We start from the raw sequence: 15,047 nt of genomic DNA on the forward strand, positions 1-15,047 counted from the left end.
TTGAGATTTTCCTCAATCGTACCGGGTGGGACGATTGGGGGCTTTTTTATTGTTCGGGGCATTAGGCCCCATTGTAAAACGCAGAAAGGAGGACCCGCGTATGTTGGAATTTGAAAACGAGCGCACGGAACTGGTGGAAAAGATAGAGGAGTTCATCCGCCGAAAACAATATGCCGCTCTGCGGGACCTTCTTTGTCCCATTGAGGCGGCGGATATCGCACTTTTGATGGAGGATCTCCCGGAGGAGGACCTGCCGCTTCTGTTCCGTCTGCTTCCAAAAGAGCTGGCGGCGGAAGTATTCGTGGAGCTGGACTCCGACGAACAGGAGCTTTTGATTCAAGGCTTTTCCAACACAGAGCTGAAAGAAGTGCTGGACGAGCTGTATCTGGACGACGCGGTGGATATCGTTGAGGAAATGCCCGCCAACGTGGTCAAGCGCATTTTAAAGCACTCCGACCCGGAGATGCGTAAGAGCATCAACGAAATTCTGAAATACCCCGAGGATTCCGCCGGCAGCATCATGACCACGGAGTTTGTGGATTTGAAAGCCTCCATGACGGTGGAGGACGCCTTCAAGCGCATCCGCCGGACCGGACCGGATAAGGAAACCATTAACATCTGCTACGTCATTGACGATAACCGGCATCTGATCGGCCTTGTCACCATCCGAACGCTGCTGCTGGCCGAGGAAGACGCCGTGATCGGCGACATCATGGAAACCAGCATCGTCTCCGTTTCCACGCTGGACGATCAGGAATACACTGCCCGCAGTCTTTCGAAATACAGCTTTCTGGCCCTCCCCGTGGTGGACACGGAAAACCGTCTGGTCGGTATCGTCACCGTTGACGACGCCATGGACGTTTTGCAGGAAGAAGTCACGGAGGATATCGAGAAGATGGCGGCTATCCTCCCATCTGACAAGCCGTATTTGAAAACCGGTGTGTGGGAGACGTTTAAGGCCCGCATTCCGTGGCTGCTGCTGCTGATGATTTCCGCCACCTTTACCGGGCAGATTATCTCCAAATTCGAAACCGCTCTGGCTGCCTTCACGGTTCTGACGGCTTATATCCCCATGCTGATGGACACCGGCGGAAACTCGGGTTCGCAGGCAAGTGTCACCGTGATTCGCGGTATTTCTCTGAACGAGATTGAATTCCGTGATCTGCCCCGAGTCCTGTGGAAGGAAGCCCGGGTCGCCCTCTTCTGCGGCGCGGCACTGTCTGCGGCCAACTTCCTCAAGCTGATGCTGGTGGACCGAATGCTGTTCCACAATCCGCTGGTGACGCCCACCGTGGCTCTGGTGGTGTGCGGCACACTGGTATTTACCATTTTTGCGGCAAAGCTGGTGGGCTGCGCCCTGCCGCTGCTGGCAAAGAAAATTGGATTTGACCCGGCCGTAATGGCGTCGCCGTTCATTACCACCATCGTGGATGCAATTTCACTTTTAATCTACTTCCAGTTTGCCTCGATCATCCTCCACATTTAAACCTGATGTTCCACCGATAAGGGCAGGCGTCTGCGTTGCAGACGCCTGCCCTTGTTTTTAGCCGCAAGCGGGAATAAGACAATTTGACAAACCCCGGGGGGAAGGCTCTCACCGCGTATTTCAAGTCTTTTCCGGACTCGTCTCCCCTCTTCATAAACGCGAAATTATCCCGCAACCCGAGCGTACCCCTGCGGCGGAGCCGCAGGGGTACGCTTCTCTTCCAAATACGCAGCAGGGATTATTAATTACTTCTTTTTCTCCAGTTCTCTTGCAGGATCGGCAAAGTACTCTCTCACCAGTTTGACAACCACCGGCGACAGGAGCAGCAATGCGACCAGGTTGGGGATTGCCATCAGGCCGTTCAGAGTATCGGCGATGGCCCAAGCCAGATCCAGCTTCATGGTGGCGCCAACCACCATAAAGATGCAGAACAACACCTGATACGGCTTAATGATCTTGCTGCCGAACAGGAACTCTGCGCAGCGGGTGCCATACAGGCCCCAGCTGAGAACGGTGGACAGAGCAAACAGCGTCAAGCCAATCGCCACAACCACGCCGGAAGCCTTTCCGCCAAAGGTGGTGGAGAACGCGGTGATTGCCAGATCCGCGCCGGCGGCCTGCCCAAAGGGGATGTCGATGGCATTGTTGCCGGTGAACGCGCACATCACGGTCAGGGCGGTCAGGGTGCAGATGATGATGGTATCCGCGAAGACCTCAAACACGCCGAACAGGCCCTGCTTGACGGGGCTATCCGTATCGGCGGCGGCGTGAGCGATAGGAGCGGAGCCAAGGCCGGCCTCGTTGGAGAAAACGCCGCGGCCAACGCCCTTCTTGATTGCCTGAGAAATGCCGATGCCGATTGCGCCGCCCAGCACCGCAGAGGGATTGAACGCGCCGCGGAAGATATCGCTGAACACGGTGCCGATGTGCTGAGAATTGGTGACGATGACGATCAGGCAGCCCACGATGTAAATAACAGCCATAAAGGGAACCAGTTTCTCGGTGACATTACCGATACGCTTCAGGCCGCCCAGATACACCATCGCGGAGATAATCGCAACAATGATGCCGATTACCAGATAGACGATCTTCAGGGTGCTCTCGGGCAGAGCGGTAAACTGTGTGATCGCGGAGCCGACGGTTGTGGCGATGGTGTTGACCTGCGTCATGTTGCCAATGCCGAAGGCCGCCAGCATACCAAAGGTCGCAAACACAGCGCCCAGCCATTTCCAGTTTTGACCCAAGCCGTTTTTGATGTAGTACATGGGGCCGCCGACCCAGTCGCCCTTGTCGTTGCGCTCGCGGTACTTGATTGCCAAGGTTACCTCGGCAAACTTCGTGCACATGCCGAACAGTGCGGAAACCCACATCCAGAAAATTGCGCCGGGACCTCCGGCGGCGATTGCACCGCAGACGCCGGCAATATTGCCGGTGCCCACCGTGGCAGCCAGAGCGGTGGTCAGTGCCTGAACAGGCGTCACTGAGCCTTCCTTGGCCTCCACCTTATGGAAGCACTTGCCGATGGTGTGTTTCATTGCGTAGCCGAACTTGCGGAACTGCAGGAATCCGGTGCGGATTGTGAAGTAGACGCCCGTGCCGACGATGAGCAGCATCATCGGTACGCCCCAGACAAACCCATTGATTACATCGTTAATCTGAGCAATCATCTCTGCCATTGTAAAGTATCCCCCTCTTCCTTTTCGTTCGCGGTTCCTCCGCGGAATTTTTAGGTATCCACAGCTTGCGGGACATGCAAGACTGTATATACCCCTCACCGTTTTTATCTTACCACTTTTATTAAAATGTTGCAATAAATAGCTTAACGTTTTCTTTACATTTGTTTAATTGTAACAATAATTCCAAATTGAATTTCTGTATTTCACAAATTTTTCCAATTAAATGGCAGGTCACCCAAAAAACTGCATCGGGGAACGTCGCTTGTAACTGGCGATCTTCGGTCCGGCGTTAAGAACCTCGTTCAACCTTCCTAAAATTCCGTTTAGAGATTTTTACGCAGACCTCTTCGGCCATCTGCCTTTCGGACTTTTTCGGCTTTTTCCCAAAATTGTCTCCTTGTCAAATTGCACAATTTTGTGTTCTAATCCTCTTGTTTTCATGACACTTATCCTCCGTTTTGCACATTTCATTTCTTCATACCGCATATGATATTTGTTTGTTTTGTTTCCCAGTAGAAAACATTTGTAGTTCTCAGCAGGATTTTGTGAAATTTTAGGATTGTACTTTTTATGGTGAGGCGTATGATAACACCCAAATCAGGGACTCGCAGTCGGCGGCGGAGCGGCCGTCCGAGGCCGAGCCTGCGCGTTTTACCTGAGAGGGTTTGTGTGTATGAGAGAAATTCCCGCAATCAAACAATCAAGGATAAGGAGAGAGCGATCATGACATTTTCTGATTTCGTCGATCAGGTCGACGGATTTGTCTGGGGGCCTGTCATGCTGGTGCTGCTGGTCGGCACCGGTATCTTCCTGACAATCCGCACCGGTTTTCTTCCTTGGCGTAATTTGGGTTACGCACTTCACAGTGTGATGAGCAAGGAAGCCCGCACCACCCAGCACGGCACCGGAGACGTTTCCCCGTTTTCCGCACTGATGACGGCGCTGGCCGCCACCATTGGTACCGGCAACATAGTCGGCGTTGCCACCGCGCTGGCAACCGGCGGCCCCGGCGCGTTGGTCTGGATGGAGATTTCCGCCGCATTTGGCATTACGTCCAAATTCTCCGAATGCATGTTGGCGGTTAAATACCGTGAGCGCAACGAAAAGGGCGAGATGTCCGGCGGGCCGATGTATGTAATGAAAAAGGCGCTGGGCGGCAAGTTTGGCGTGGTGCTGGGCTTTTTGTTCGCCCTGTTCACGGTCATTGCCTCCTTCGGCATCGGCGATATGACGCAGGCCAACTCCATCGCCAACTCTGTCAATTCCACCTTTACGATTCCCAACTGGATCACCGGCGCGGTGATCACGGTGTTATCCCTGATCATTGTTATCGGCGGCATTAAGAGCATTTCCAAAGTTTCCTCCGTGGTGGTCCCCGTGATGGCCGTGTTTTATCTGATTGCGGGGCTTATCGTAATCTTCGGAAACCTCTCCGCCGTTCCCGCCGCCATCGTCACGATGTTTAAAATGGCGTTCAGCCCCCCAGCTGCCGCAGGCGGCTTTGCGGGCACCATCACCACCTCTATTCTGGGCGCAGCCCGGTTCGGCGTGGCCCGCGGGTGCTTCTCCAATGAGGCGGGCATGGGTTCCGCGGCGATTACCGCCGCCTCCGCCACCACGGACAATCCCGTCCGGCAGGGTTACATCAACATGACCGGCACTTTTTTCGACACCATCGTGATCTGCACCGTCACCGGTCTTGCCATCTGCTCTTCCGGAGTGCTGGGGGCAACCAATGCCGACGGCAGCGTGGTCAACGGCTCCGCACTGACCATTTTGGCTTTTCGCACCGTTTTGGGCGAAGTGGGTGCGGTCCTCGTGACAATCGGAATCGCACTGTTCGCCTTTTCCACCATTTTGGGATGGGAATACCACGGCGAAAAGGCCTTTGAATACCTCTTTGGTACAAAGCCCGTGATGCTCTACCGCGTCGCCTTTGCTCTTGTTGCCTTTGTGGGCGCCACACAGGAGCTGGCTGTGGTTTGGAACATCTCCGATATCTTCAACGCCTTGATGGCCATCCCCAATTTGATCACGCTGCTTCTTTTGTCCGGCACCATCGCCAAGGATATGAAGGAGTTCCAGCCGCAGGTCGTTTTGCAGAAGAAGGCTTGGAAAGAAGCCCGCCGCAGAGGCGAAAAAGCGGCTGCCTGAGCCGCTCTGACTTTTGTGTGAAATAGGTTCAGACCGGTGTTTAAAAGCTTCGCCCCGCGCGTTCAACCCTTCGTTCGCGCGATGGTTTTTTAAACGCTTCCCTCACAGTCTGCCTGTTTCCAAAGGCGGCGTCCCGAACGGGACGCCGCCTTTTTTCCTGCGCGGAGCCGCTTGGCCGGAAAAGGCGCGTTTTTTGCGCATACCGCGGAAGAAAAGAAAAAGAATTTGTGGACAGGGGATTAATTTTTATTGGAAACGTTGCAATTTCAGGAAAAAATGGTATGATACTGAATGTTGAGAAATCCTAAAATTTGAAAGCGAAGGACTTGATTCCATGACAAAGATCGACATTATTTCCGGCTTTCTTGGAGCTGGGAAAACAACGCTCATCAAAAAGCTGCTGGCGGAAGCCTATCAGGGAGAAAAGCTGGTGCTGATTGAGAACGAATTTGGTGAGATCTCCATTGACGGCGGATTCTTGAAAGATTCCGGCGTGCAGATCTCCGAGATGTCCTCCGGGTGCATTTGCTGCTCGCTGGTAGGCGATTTCAACAAGGCGCTCAAGGACGTGCAGCAGCAGTTTCACCCCGACCGCATTTTGATTGAACCCTCCGGCGTGGGCAAGCTGAGCGACGTGATTGCCGCCGTACAGAACACCATCGAGGAAGCTCCGGAGATGGTGCTGAACAGCTTTGTCACCGTGGCGGACGCGTCCAAGGTGAAGGTCTACATGAAAAACTTTGGCGAGTTTTACAACAATCAGGTGGAATCCGCCGGGACCATCATCCTCTCCCGGACGCAGAAGCTGTCCGCTGAAAAGCTGGACGCGGCGGCGGCCATGCTGCGGGAGAAAAATCCCAATGCCGCTATCCTCACCACCGCTTGGGATCAGCTGGATGGGAAAACCATTCTCTCCGCCATTGAAAAAGTCTCTTTGGCGGACGAGCTGCTCCAGCGCATCCGCCAGGAGCACGAGGCCGACGAGGCGGAGCACGCCCACCATCACCACGACCATGACCACGATGAGCATGAGCATCATCATGACCACGACGAACACGAGCATCACCATGATCACGACCACGCGTGCGACGATCCCAACTGCTCCTGCCACCATCACGGCCATGACGACGGGCATGAGCATGAGCATCATCATGACCACGACGAACACGAGCATCATCATGATCATGACCACGAGTGCAGCGATCCCAGCTGCTCCTGCCACCACCATCACCACGCCGACGAGGTCTTCACCAGCTGGGGTGCGGAAACGCCTAAGACCTTTACCGAATCTGCGATCCGGGACATCCTCAAGAAGCTGGACACCGGGGAATACGGCAAGATTTTGCGGGCCAAGGGCATTGTTCCCTCTGCCGACGGCGGCTGGATCAACTTCGACTATGTGCCGGAGGAAGCCGACGTTCGCAAGGGCAGCCCCGACTATACCGGCCGCCTGTGCGTCATCGGCGCAGAACTGGACGAGGGCAAGCTGAAAACGCTGTTCGGCCTGTAAGGACGAGGCGCAATTACTGTAAAGGACTTTTCATTTATGGATATTCCCGTTTATCTGATCGCCGGATTTTTAGACGGCGGCAAGACCAATTTTATCAACGGCATTCTGGAAGACGGCTTTGCCCGGGAAGACAAGACTCTTTTGCTCTGCTGCGAAGAGGGCGAGGAGGAATACAATCAAAAGGCTCTGGACAACGTCACGGTTGTGACCTTGGAGAACGAGGAGGATTTGACCTGCTCGTTCTTAAAGGAGTGCGAAAAAAAGTACAAGCCCCGTCAGGTGTTGATCGAATACAACGGCATGTGGCAGATGGAGCGGCTGTACCGGGATGTGCTGCCCGCCAACTGGGTGCTGTACCAGATCATGTGCATGGTGGAGGCGTCCACCTTTGAAAGCTATGCCAAGAACATGGGCCAGCTGATGATGGAGAAGATCACCAACGCGGACATGCTGGTGTTCAACCGCTGCACCCCGGAGCTGCGGGAAAGTCTGCGCAAGCGGAACCTGCGGATGGTGAACCGCCGGGCCGACATCTATCTGGAAAATAACGACGGCACCAGCGAGGACTATCTCACCGGAGACGAATGCCCCTTCGACATGTCACAGGACGTAATCGACATTCCCGACGACGACTTCGGCGTGTGGTACGTGGACGTGATGGACCATCCCGACCGATATAAAGACAAGATGGTTCACATGAAGCTGGTCATGTGCCACTCCAAAAACTTCCCCGGCATCGACTGCCCCGGTCGGTTTGCCATGGTGTGCTGTGAGAAGGACGTAACCTTCCTCGGTCTGATTGCCAGAGGCTCGGGATTGGATCAATATAAAAACCACGACTGGATGGAGGTCACGGCCAAAATGGGCGTGGAAAAGCACAAGGCCTATAAGGGGCTGGGACCGGTGATGAACGTTGTTTCCGTGGGTCCCTGCGAGAAGCCCGCGCAGGAAGTTGTGTCGTTCTGAGGTAGTCTTTGATTCCATTTTGTTGAACTATGTCGAAAAAATACCCTTCGTTGTCATTTTTGGCGACGGAGGGTTGTTTTTTTGACCGGCTTGGCAAAGAACACGGTTTCCGCCCTTATGAAAGGGCGTTGGAACTGCGGCGCGTTTCCTCTGTGGGGTCCGCGCCTCAGCTTCCCCGGCCTTGCAATTCTTCAAAATTCGGATATAATGGAAACACCAATTGTTGAAAAAGGAGCTTCGCTTTGAAGAAAGAAAATTTTCCCGTCCGCATGGGCATCCTCTCCTCTGTTCTGACGGCGGTGGCGCTGTCAGGCTGTATCACTTTACTGGCTCTCTGGCTTCAGCCAAATGCCTTACGCACCATCCTGTCGGTGTTTCGGGGCAGCCCTCTTTTGATTGTGCTGAACGCGCTGCCGGTAGGCCTTCTGGTGGTGCTGTTCGCATTCTTATTCCAAAATGTATTTTACAGCGCCGCACTGGTGAATCTGGTGGTGTGCGGTCTATCCATCGCCAACCGCATCAAAATTGAGGTGCGGGATGAACCGGTCTTTCCCCGGGATCTGACATTATTGAAAGAAGTCGGAAGTGCCATGGGGTCTTACGACATCCGGTTCCCCGTCTCCGCCATTGCCGTGGTCATCGGCAGCTGCATTTTGCTGCTTGTGCTGGGGATTTTTATGCGGTGTAAACCGTTCTTCCCTAACAGCACGGGCAGGCGGTGGGCCGTCCGTCTGGGCGGCGCGGCAGCGTCCCTCGCCATTTTGGTAGGGCTGATCTTCACGGTTTACGCCTCCAAAAGTCTTTACGACTCCTTCCCCGTTTCCAACGCTTACTATGTCCCTTCCGTGTTTAACGAACTGGGATTCCCCTACTGCTTCACCCACCACTTTACCACCTATACCGTGGACAAGCCCGCCGGGTTTGTCCGGAGCGAAGCGGAAGACTGGGACAGCGGTGAGACGGTCCCCGGGCAGAAGCCGCCTGTACACGTGGTCATGGTGATGAACGAGGCGTTTTCCGATTTGACGGACGACTCCGCCTTCACCTACACAGCGGAAAATGACCCGCTTCCCAATCTCCACGCTCTGCGCAGCGACCCCAACTGTATTTCCGGACACGTGGTGGTTCCCGGCTTCGCGGGGGGCACTGCCAACACGGAGTTTGACGTTTTGACGGGAATGCAGACCAACGCCCTTTCCGCCAGCACCACCTCGGCTTTCCGAGCCGTGAATCGGAATTTGGACAGCCTGTACCGTATTTTCGACGCCGACGCCTATCAAACCTCCTTCTTTCACCCCGGCGACTCTTGGTTTTACAACCGGGAGAACGTATACCGCTTTTTAGGCGCGGAGAAAATCGAATTTGCGGAGGATATGGAAAATCTGGAATACAAGGGCCGCTGGGTTACCGATGACTATATGGCGGGCCAGATCGAGCAGACCTTTGAAAACGCCGTATCCAACGGGAAATTCCTGTTTAACTACACGACCACCATTCAAAACCATATGTCCTACACCGCCGACAAGTACGGCGCGGACTCCGAATATTCTCCGGTGCAGACCTCGGCCACTCTTTCCGATGTGGCGCAGACGCTGCTCTCCGTCTATATCAAGGGCGCGCGGGATGCAGACACCATGCTGGGCCGCCTGAGGGACTATTTTTCCGCCAGCAGCGAACCGGTGGTGCTGGTGTTCTGGGGCGATCATCTGCCGTATCTGGGAGACAATCAGCTGGCCTATAAAGAGCTGGGCATGGACTTGACCCCGGAGGAAAACGGCTCCGCCAGCTTCCTGCGCTCTTATGAAACCCCATATGTGATCTGGGCCAACGACGCGGCGGCGCAGGCTCTGGACTGGGAGAAGAGCGTAACCGCTGCGGCGCTGCCCAAAGACGGAACCATCAGCGCCTGCTATCTGGGGGCAACGGTGCTGGAGCTAACCGGGCGGGCAGCGGAGTCCCCTTGGTTCCAGTATCTGACCGACCTGCGCCGGGAGCTGCCGGTCATCCAAAAGGAGACGGTGATGCTTTCTGACCAGAGTATCGTCCGGGCGGACGCACTCAGCGCCGACCAGACCGCTCTGATCGCAAAGCTGCGAAATTGGAGCTATTACAAACTGAAATACAAGGATGTAGGCTGATGGGTCAGCGAAGCCATGAGATTGCCTTTTGCGGCGTGTCCGCGGCCATAGGAACGGTGCTGCTGCTTTTGGGCGGACTGATTCCCGGAGCTACGTACTGTGCGCCGATGCTGGGGATGCTGCCGCTGCTGCCCGCTCTGGCGGAATACGGCTGGCGGCCTGCCCTCAGCGTTTACGCTGTGACGGCGGCGCTGGCGCTGCTGCTGGCTCCGGACAAGGAACTGGCGGGGGTTTATCTGTTCCTGGGGTATTACCCGGTTTTGCAGCCCGCGCTGGATCGCATTTCCAGCCGCCTTTTGCGGACAGTGTGCAAGCTGGCGGTGTTCAACGGGGCGGTTCTGGCGCTGTATTTCCTGCTGCTGCACGTATTGGGACTCAATCTTTTGGAATCGGAATTTGCCGCATATTCCAGACCGTTTCTGCTGGCCCTGCTGGCAGGAGGGAATCTGGTGTTTCTCCTTCTGGACCGGGCGCTGCGGCAGCTGGCGCTGCTATGGCGGTATCGGCTGCGAAGGCTCTTTTTCCGGCACTGAGTTTATTGTCGAAAGAAATTGCGCTCTTTTTTCCACCGGGACAGGCAGACGAAACGGCCTCTCCAAACGCCCATGGGCGTTTGGAGAGGCCGTCGCTTTTTTAATATGCGTTATCCTTGGGTGATTTCGGCGGCTTTTGCCGTCACTTCGCGGAGGTTTCGTCTCCGGCGGGCGTATTTTCCGCCTGCCCGTGGAAATGAAGATACGCCTTTTCCCCGGCGGCAGCACCGATCACCTCGGCCAGTTCCGCCGCCGTGGCGGCGCGGATGGCCTTGAGGGAACCGAAACGCTTTCGCAATGCCTCCCTGCGCTTCGGACCCACACCGGGAATATCGTCCAGCGCGGAGCGGAGCGCGTTTTTCCGGTGACTGTCCCGATTATAGGTGATGGCGAAACGGTGCGTCTCCTCTTGAATCTGCCCAATGAGGGCGAACACCGCCTGATTGGCTTGAATGCCGATCTCCATCCCCTCCGGCGTCACCAGCGCGCGGGTGCGGTGGCGGTCATCCTTCACCATGCCAAAAATGGGGATGGACACGCCGAAGTCTTGGGTGACCTCCAGCGCGGTTTTGGCGTGGACCTCGCCGCCGTCGATCAAAAACACGTCCGGCAGGGGCAAAAACTTTTCATCCCCGTCCGCCGCCCTCTGAAGTCTGCGGCGCAGGACTTCCCGCATGGAGGCATAGTCGTCCGGATGGCCCTGCACGTCCTTGATCTGAAAGCGGCGATAGGCGCTTTTCAGCGGCCTGTCGCCGCTGTACACCACCATGGAGGCCACGATCTCGCTGGAGCCGGTGTTGGAGATATCATAAGACTCCATCCGCTTAGGTGGCTGAGGAAGGCCCGTCATCTTTGCCAAAAGCTGTAAGGTCTGGCTGCTGCGCTCCTCTCGCGAGGTGGCCCGCTCCGCCTCCTCGGCGGCGTTTCGGCGGGCCATTTCCAAAAGCTCTGCCTTTTCTCCCCTCTGGGGAACGTGGACCCAGACCTTGTGCCCCGCCCGCTGGGTCAGGGCCTGAGACAGTTCCTCGCAGTTCCCGGAATCGGCAGGTATCAAAATCTCGTGGGGCAGCAACGCCCGCGGCAGGTAATACTGCGCGGTGATGGCGGAGAGCATTTCCCCCTCGTCCTCGTCACCGGGGACGGCAAAAAGCTCCGTCTCCCGCCCCGCCAGATTTCCCTCCTCCATGTGGAGGACGGCGTAACAGCATTTAGCCCCCTTGTAAATCCCCCAGATGTCCGTGTCGGCGCAAAGGCCCGCAATCACCGTCTGCTTTTTCCCCAGCGCACCGATGGCGGACACCCGATCCCGAAGAACGGCGGCCCGTTCAAAGTGGAGCGCCTCCGCCTCCCGGGCCATCTCCTCCGTCATCTCCCGGAGAAGCTGCTTGGATTTTCCCTCCAGCAATGCCGCCGCCTGAGACATACGGGCGCGGTAATCCTCCTCCGCCATGCCGGGGCGGCACCACCCATCGCACCGGCCCATGTGATAGTTGAGACAGGGCCGCTCACCGCCAATGTCCTGCGGAAATTTTCGGTTGCAGGTGGGCAGCTTCAACGCGGCGCACACCGCGTCAATGGCCTGTCGCGTTTCAAACCGGCCGCCAAAGGGGCCGAAGTAGCGCGCACCGTCCTCCGCAAACCGGTGGACCATGGAAAAGCGGGGATAGGCCCCTTTGGAAAGACGCACAAAGGGATAGCCCTTGTCGTCCTTAAGCAGAATGTTGAAGCGGGGCATGTGCCGTTTGATGAGGGAGTTTTCCAGCACCAGCGCCTCCCACTCACTGGAGACGAAGATCGTGTCGAAATGGTCTACCTCGGCCACCATTTTCCGGGTCTTCACCGTGTGGAACGCGCTGTCCTGAAAATACTGGCTGACCCGGTTTTTCAGTTTTTTCGCCTTGCCCACGTAAATGACCTTGCCGGTTTTGTCCATCATCAGATAGACCCCCGGCTTCAGCGGCAGGTCGTTGGCCTTTTCCCTCAGTTCGTCTTTCGTCATGCGCGGCCCTCCCCTCTTTTCAAAATCAGGCAAAAAGAAAACCCCGCGTCACCGCGGGGTGAAAGAGGTCACGGCGGCCTCTTTTTTTCTCTCTTTCTCCCAAAGGAGATTTCAAAGCGCGGGTAAAAAAGTTATTCGCCGAAGTTATTCTTGACCAGCTCCACCAGCGCGGAGACAGCTTCCTTCTCGTCGGTCCCGTCGGCAATCAGCGTGATGGTGGTCCCCATGACGATGCCAAGGGAGAGAACGCCCAGCAAGCTCTTGGCGTTGACCCGGCGGTCTTCCTTCTCCACCCAGATCCCGCTTTTGAACTCATTTGCCTTTTGGATAAAGAACGTCGCGGGCCGCGCGTGAAGACCCACCTCGTTGTTCACCGTGATTTCCTGCGTATACATATGCAGCACTCCTTTTCCCAAACGCCTTCATGAAACTCCGCATAACAGGCAATTTTCTTCCTTTATCATATCCGTTTTTTGCAAAAACGTCAACAGGGTTTTACAGAAACATTTTAGAAATACAACGGCAAAAGTTCCGTGTTTTCGTTGCTTTCAACAAACCGCGTCTACTATTCCGGCGTTCTTTTGTGCGTAATTTTATTTTGCCGAAAAGTTGTGAATTTCTCCAAATCCGGACAAATCAAAACCGGGGCTGTCGCTTCGCGGCAGCCCCGGTCCATCAGCGAAGAAACGGGAAATTAATAGTTGAGCGCTTTGATCTGGAAGAAGCTCTGGGGATGCTTGCACACAGGACACACCTGCGGCGCGTTTTCCGCGATCTCGACATGACCGCAGTTGCGGCAGAACCACATGACCTTTTCGCCCTTCTTGAACACTTCGCCCTTTTTCAAGTTGTCCAGCAGCTTCAGATACCGCTCCTCATGGGTCTTTTCGATCTTGGCCACGCCCTCGAACTGAGCGGCCAGCGCCAAAAAGCCCTCTTCCTCAGCGGTCTTGGCCATCTCAGCATACATCTGGGTCCACTCCTCGTTTTCCCCAGCGGCAGCGGCGGCCAGATTCTCCTCGGTGGTGCCCACGCCGCCCAGCGCCTTGAACCACAGCTTGGCGTGCTCCTTTTCGTTGCCGGCAGTCTCCTCAAAAATCGCGGCAATCTGCTCGTAGCCATCCTTCTTTGCCTGGCTGCCATAGTATGTATACTTATTGCGGGCCATGCTCTCGCCTGCAAACGCCTTCCACAGATTGGCCTCCGTCTTGCTTCCCTTCAGTTCCATAATAAAATACCCCTTTCAAAAATATGTTTAAGCCTTTTTTTCCTGTTTTCCCGCGCACTGCGGGCAGACACCATAAAACATGAGCGCGTGGCTTGTGACTTGACATCCCCCCGCACCCGCAAGAAAATCCAGCCCTGCGTCATACGGAATTTCAACATCGCTGACCTTCCCGCACGCTTCACAGGTGAAATGCGCATGAGGTTTGGTGTTGCAGTCGAACCGGACCGTGGGGCCGGGCAGTTCCTGAAGGCGGCCATCCTGCGCCATCTGATGAAGATTGCGGTAGACGGTGCCCAGACTCAACTTGGGCAACTCGGGCTTCAGGCTGGCAAATACCATTTCCGCCGTGGGATGCTCTTTGCTTTCCCGCACGATCTGATAAATCTTTTCCCGCTGGAAAGAGTAGCGATGCAAAAGCATGGATTCTCCTCTCTGAAGTTATTTAGTAATAATTTCTATTATTGTTATATCATGGTATTCTACAATATGCAAGCGCTTTTTTAAAAAGTACCCAGATTTTTTATCGCCGCAAAAAACCGCGCCCCCCACCAAACGCAGTGGGCAGCGCGGTTGAAAGCTGGAAATTGCCGGGCGGCGCTTTAAAAGTGAAATCTTCTGCGCACTTCTTCCCGAAGGGAGGGAACACGTCTCACTACCAGCAGTGGGATGCAAAGTCCCACGCAGCTGGCAGCCACGATCAGCGACCATCCCGGCGACCATACGCCGTGAAAATACAGGTCGCCGCAGGCCTCCATCCCCACGCAGAAAACGGCCACAGCGGCAAGGCTCAGCGTCACCGTGGTCAAAACGGAATGGCCCCGCCGCAGCAGAAAGCTCAATATGCAAACCACCGCCGCTGCCAGAAGCAGCATCGGCACGGCAAGACCCCGAAACCAGTCCCATCCATCCATTGCCAGCGCGATGAGCGCCACATACACCGCCACCGCGCCCACGTCCACGGTGAGCCGCGTCCAAACGGGTATCCATCGGTCTGCCAGCAGCGGCAGCACAAACCAGATCCACAGCATCGCCGCCGCGCCCACCACAAACAGGTGCCAGCTGTACTCGGGCTTTAGAGCCAGATTTAAAAGGGCACAGCAAAGGCTCACCGACGCCAGCATGGAGGTTGCCAGCAGCGCCACGGCCTTTCGCGGAACAGGAGCCACCTCTGCTTGCCTGGTGGGAAAAAAGGGCGGATGGTCCGCTGCCGGCTGGCTGGCGGGGTCGTTCACCGCCGTGCCGCACAGGGGACAGCTTTTCACGGCGGCGTCCAATTCCACTCCGCAGTGTACGCAATAAGGCATTTTATGACCATTCCTTTCGCATCGCTTCCGGGCACAAAAGGCCATGAGACGAA

At 55.8% G+C, this 15,047-nt stretch carries 12 protein-coding genes; 6 read left to right on the forward strand and 6 right to left on the reverse strand.

The features are described 5' to 3' along the window. The first annotated feature begins 100 nt into the window (after positions 1–100). Positions 101–1,486, forward strand: coding sequence for a magnesium transporter (gene mgtE / locus ON16_RS04830; protein ID WP_040659985.1), 1,386 nt, complete (start codon positions 101–103; stop codon positions 1,484–1,486). 245 nt (positions 1,487–1,731) lie between these two features. On the opposite strand, the gene ON16_RS04835 is transcribed toward mgtE, so the two are convergent. Continuing rightward, complete coding sequence (locus ON16_RS04835) at positions 1,732–3,162, reverse strand: alanine/glycine:cation symporter family protein (RefSeq protein WP_040659986.1); 1,431 nt, start codon at positions 3,160–3,162, stop codon at positions 1,732–1,734. 723 nt (positions 3,163–3,885) lie between these two features. On the opposite strand from ON16_RS04835, the gene ON16_RS04840 reads away from it, so the two are divergent. The 5 genes from ON16_RS04840 (at position 3,886) to ON16_RS14930 (ending at position 10,463) form a co-directional block, all read left to right on the forward strand. Beyond that, a complete protein-coding gene (locus tag ON16_RS04840; RefSeq protein ID WP_040659987.1) occupies positions 3,886–5,316 on the forward strand; it encodes an alanine/glycine:cation symporter family protein in 1,431 nt (476 codons plus the stop codon). A 334-nt stretch (positions 5,317–5,650) separates the two neighbouring features. Then, the gene (locus ON16_RS04845; RefSeq protein WP_040659988.1) at positions 5,651–6,826 is read left to right on the forward strand and encodes a CobW family GTP-binding protein; all 1,176 of its coding nucleotides are present in this window, start codon (positions 5,651–5,653) and stop codon (positions 6,824–6,826) included. A gap of 36 nt (positions 6,827–6,862) precedes the next feature. Then, on the forward strand, positions 6,863–7,792 hold the full coding sequence (locus ON16_RS04850) for a TIGR03943 family putative permease subunit (protein ID WP_040659989.1): 930 nt from the start codon (positions 6,863–6,865) through the stop codon (positions 7,790–7,792). A 242-nt stretch (positions 7,793–8,034) separates the two neighbouring features. Beyond that, positions 8,035–9,930 (forward strand): LTA synthase family protein, encoded by a 1,896-nt coding sequence (locus ON16_RS04855; protein ID WP_040659990.1) that lies wholly within the window; start codon positions 8,035–8,037, stop codon positions 9,928–9,930. After that, positions 9,930–10,463 carry a hypothetical protein gene (locus ON16_RS14930; protein ID WP_051131541.1) on the forward strand — a complete coding sequence of 178 codons (534 nt, stop codon included), beginning with the start codon at positions 9,930–9,932 and terminating at the stop codon, positions 10,461–10,463. Before ON16_RS04855 ends, ON16_RS14930 begins: the two co-directional genes overlap by 1 nt. 142 nt (positions 10,464–10,605) lie before the next feature. Here the strand turns inward: ON16_RS14930 and uvrC are convergent, their stop codons facing one another. From uvrC to ON16_RS04885, 5 genes are all read right to left on the reverse strand, one after another. Continuing rightward, complete coding sequence (gene uvrC, locus ON16_RS04865) at positions 10,606–12,462, reverse strand: excinuclease ABC subunit UvrC (RefSeq protein WP_040659991.1); 1,857 nt, start codon at positions 12,460–12,462, stop codon at positions 10,606–10,608. A 131-nt stretch (positions 12,463–12,593) separates the two neighbouring features. After that, the gene (locus tag ON16_RS04870; protein WP_014119995.1) at positions 12,594–12,857 is read right to left on the reverse strand and encodes an HPr family phosphocarrier protein; all 264 of its coding nucleotides are present in this window, start codon (positions 12,855–12,857) and stop codon (positions 12,594–12,596) included. Positions 12,858–13,156: 299 nt separating this feature from the next. Continuing rightward, positions 13,157–13,690 (reverse strand): rubrerythrin, encoded by a 534-nt coding sequence (gene rbr / locus ON16_RS04875; protein WP_040659995.1) that lies wholly within the window; start codon positions 13,688–13,690, stop codon positions 13,157–13,159. Between the two features lie 27 nt (positions 13,691–13,717). Beyond that, positions 13,718–14,110 (reverse strand): Fur family transcriptional regulator, encoded by a 393-nt coding sequence (locus ON16_RS04880; protein WP_040659997.1) that lies wholly within the window; start codon positions 14,108–14,110, stop codon positions 13,718–13,720. 179 nt (positions 14,111–14,289) lie between these two features. Beyond that, entirely contained in the window at positions 14,290–14,994 is a 705-nt protein-coding gene (locus ON16_RS04885; RefSeq protein WP_040659999.1) for a DUF6320 domain-containing protein, read from the reverse strand. Positions 14,995–15,047 lie beyond the last annotated feature (53 nt).

Origin of the sequence: Oscillibacter ruminantium GH1, from assembly GCF_000307265.1 — a bacterium.
In the GTDB taxonomy this organism is placed as follows: Bacteria; Bacillota; Clostridia; order Oscillospirales; family Oscillospiraceae; genus Oscillibacter; species Oscillibacter ruminantium.

What these genes read in the sequence shown, in the direction of transcription:
- ON16_RS04835 (WP_040659986.1), bottom strand. Translation starts at nt 3,162, where the DNA reads ATGGCAGAGATGATTGCTCAGATTAACGATGTAATCAATGGGTTTGTC.
- ON16_RS04880 (WP_040659997.1), bottom strand. Translation starts at nt 14,110, where the DNA reads ATGCTTTTGCATCGCTACTCTTTCCAGCGGGAAAAGATTTATCAGATC.
- ON16_RS14930 (WP_051131541.1), top strand. Translation starts at nt 9,930, where the DNA reads ATGGGTCAGCGAAGCCATGAGATTGCCTTTTGCGGCGTGTCCGCGGCC.
- ON16_RS04885 (WP_040659999.1), bottom strand. Translation starts at nt 14,994, where the DNA reads ATGCCTTATTGCGTACACTGCGGAGTGGAATTGGACGCCGCCGTGAAA.
- ON16_RS04845 (WP_040659988.1), top strand. Translation starts at nt 5,651, where the DNA reads ATGACAAAGATCGACATTATTTCCGGCTTTCTTGGAGCTGGGAAAACA.
- ON16_RS04840 (WP_040659987.1), top strand. Translation starts at nt 3,886, where the DNA reads ATGACATTTTCTGATTTCGTCGATCAGGTCGACGGATTTGTCTGGGGG.
- rbr (WP_040659995.1), bottom strand. Translation starts at nt 13,690, where the DNA reads ATGGAACTGAAGGGAAGCAAGACGGAGGCCAATCTGTGGAAGGCGTTT.
- uvrC (WP_040659991.1), bottom strand. Translation starts at nt 12,462, where the DNA reads ATGACGAAAGACGAACTGAGGGAAAAGGCCAACGACCTGCCGCTGAAG.
- ON16_RS04870 (WP_014119995.1), bottom strand. Translation starts at nt 12,857, where the DNA reads ATGTATACGCAGGAAATCACGGTGAACAACGAGGTGGGTCTTCACGCG.
- mgtE (WP_040659985.1), top strand. Translation starts at nt 101, where the DNA reads ATGTTGGAATTTGAAAACGAGCGCACGGAACTGGTGGAAAAGATAGAG.
- ON16_RS04850 (WP_040659989.1), top strand. Translation starts at nt 6,863, where the DNA reads ATGGATATTCCCGTTTATCTGATCGCCGGATTTTTAGACGGCGGCAAG.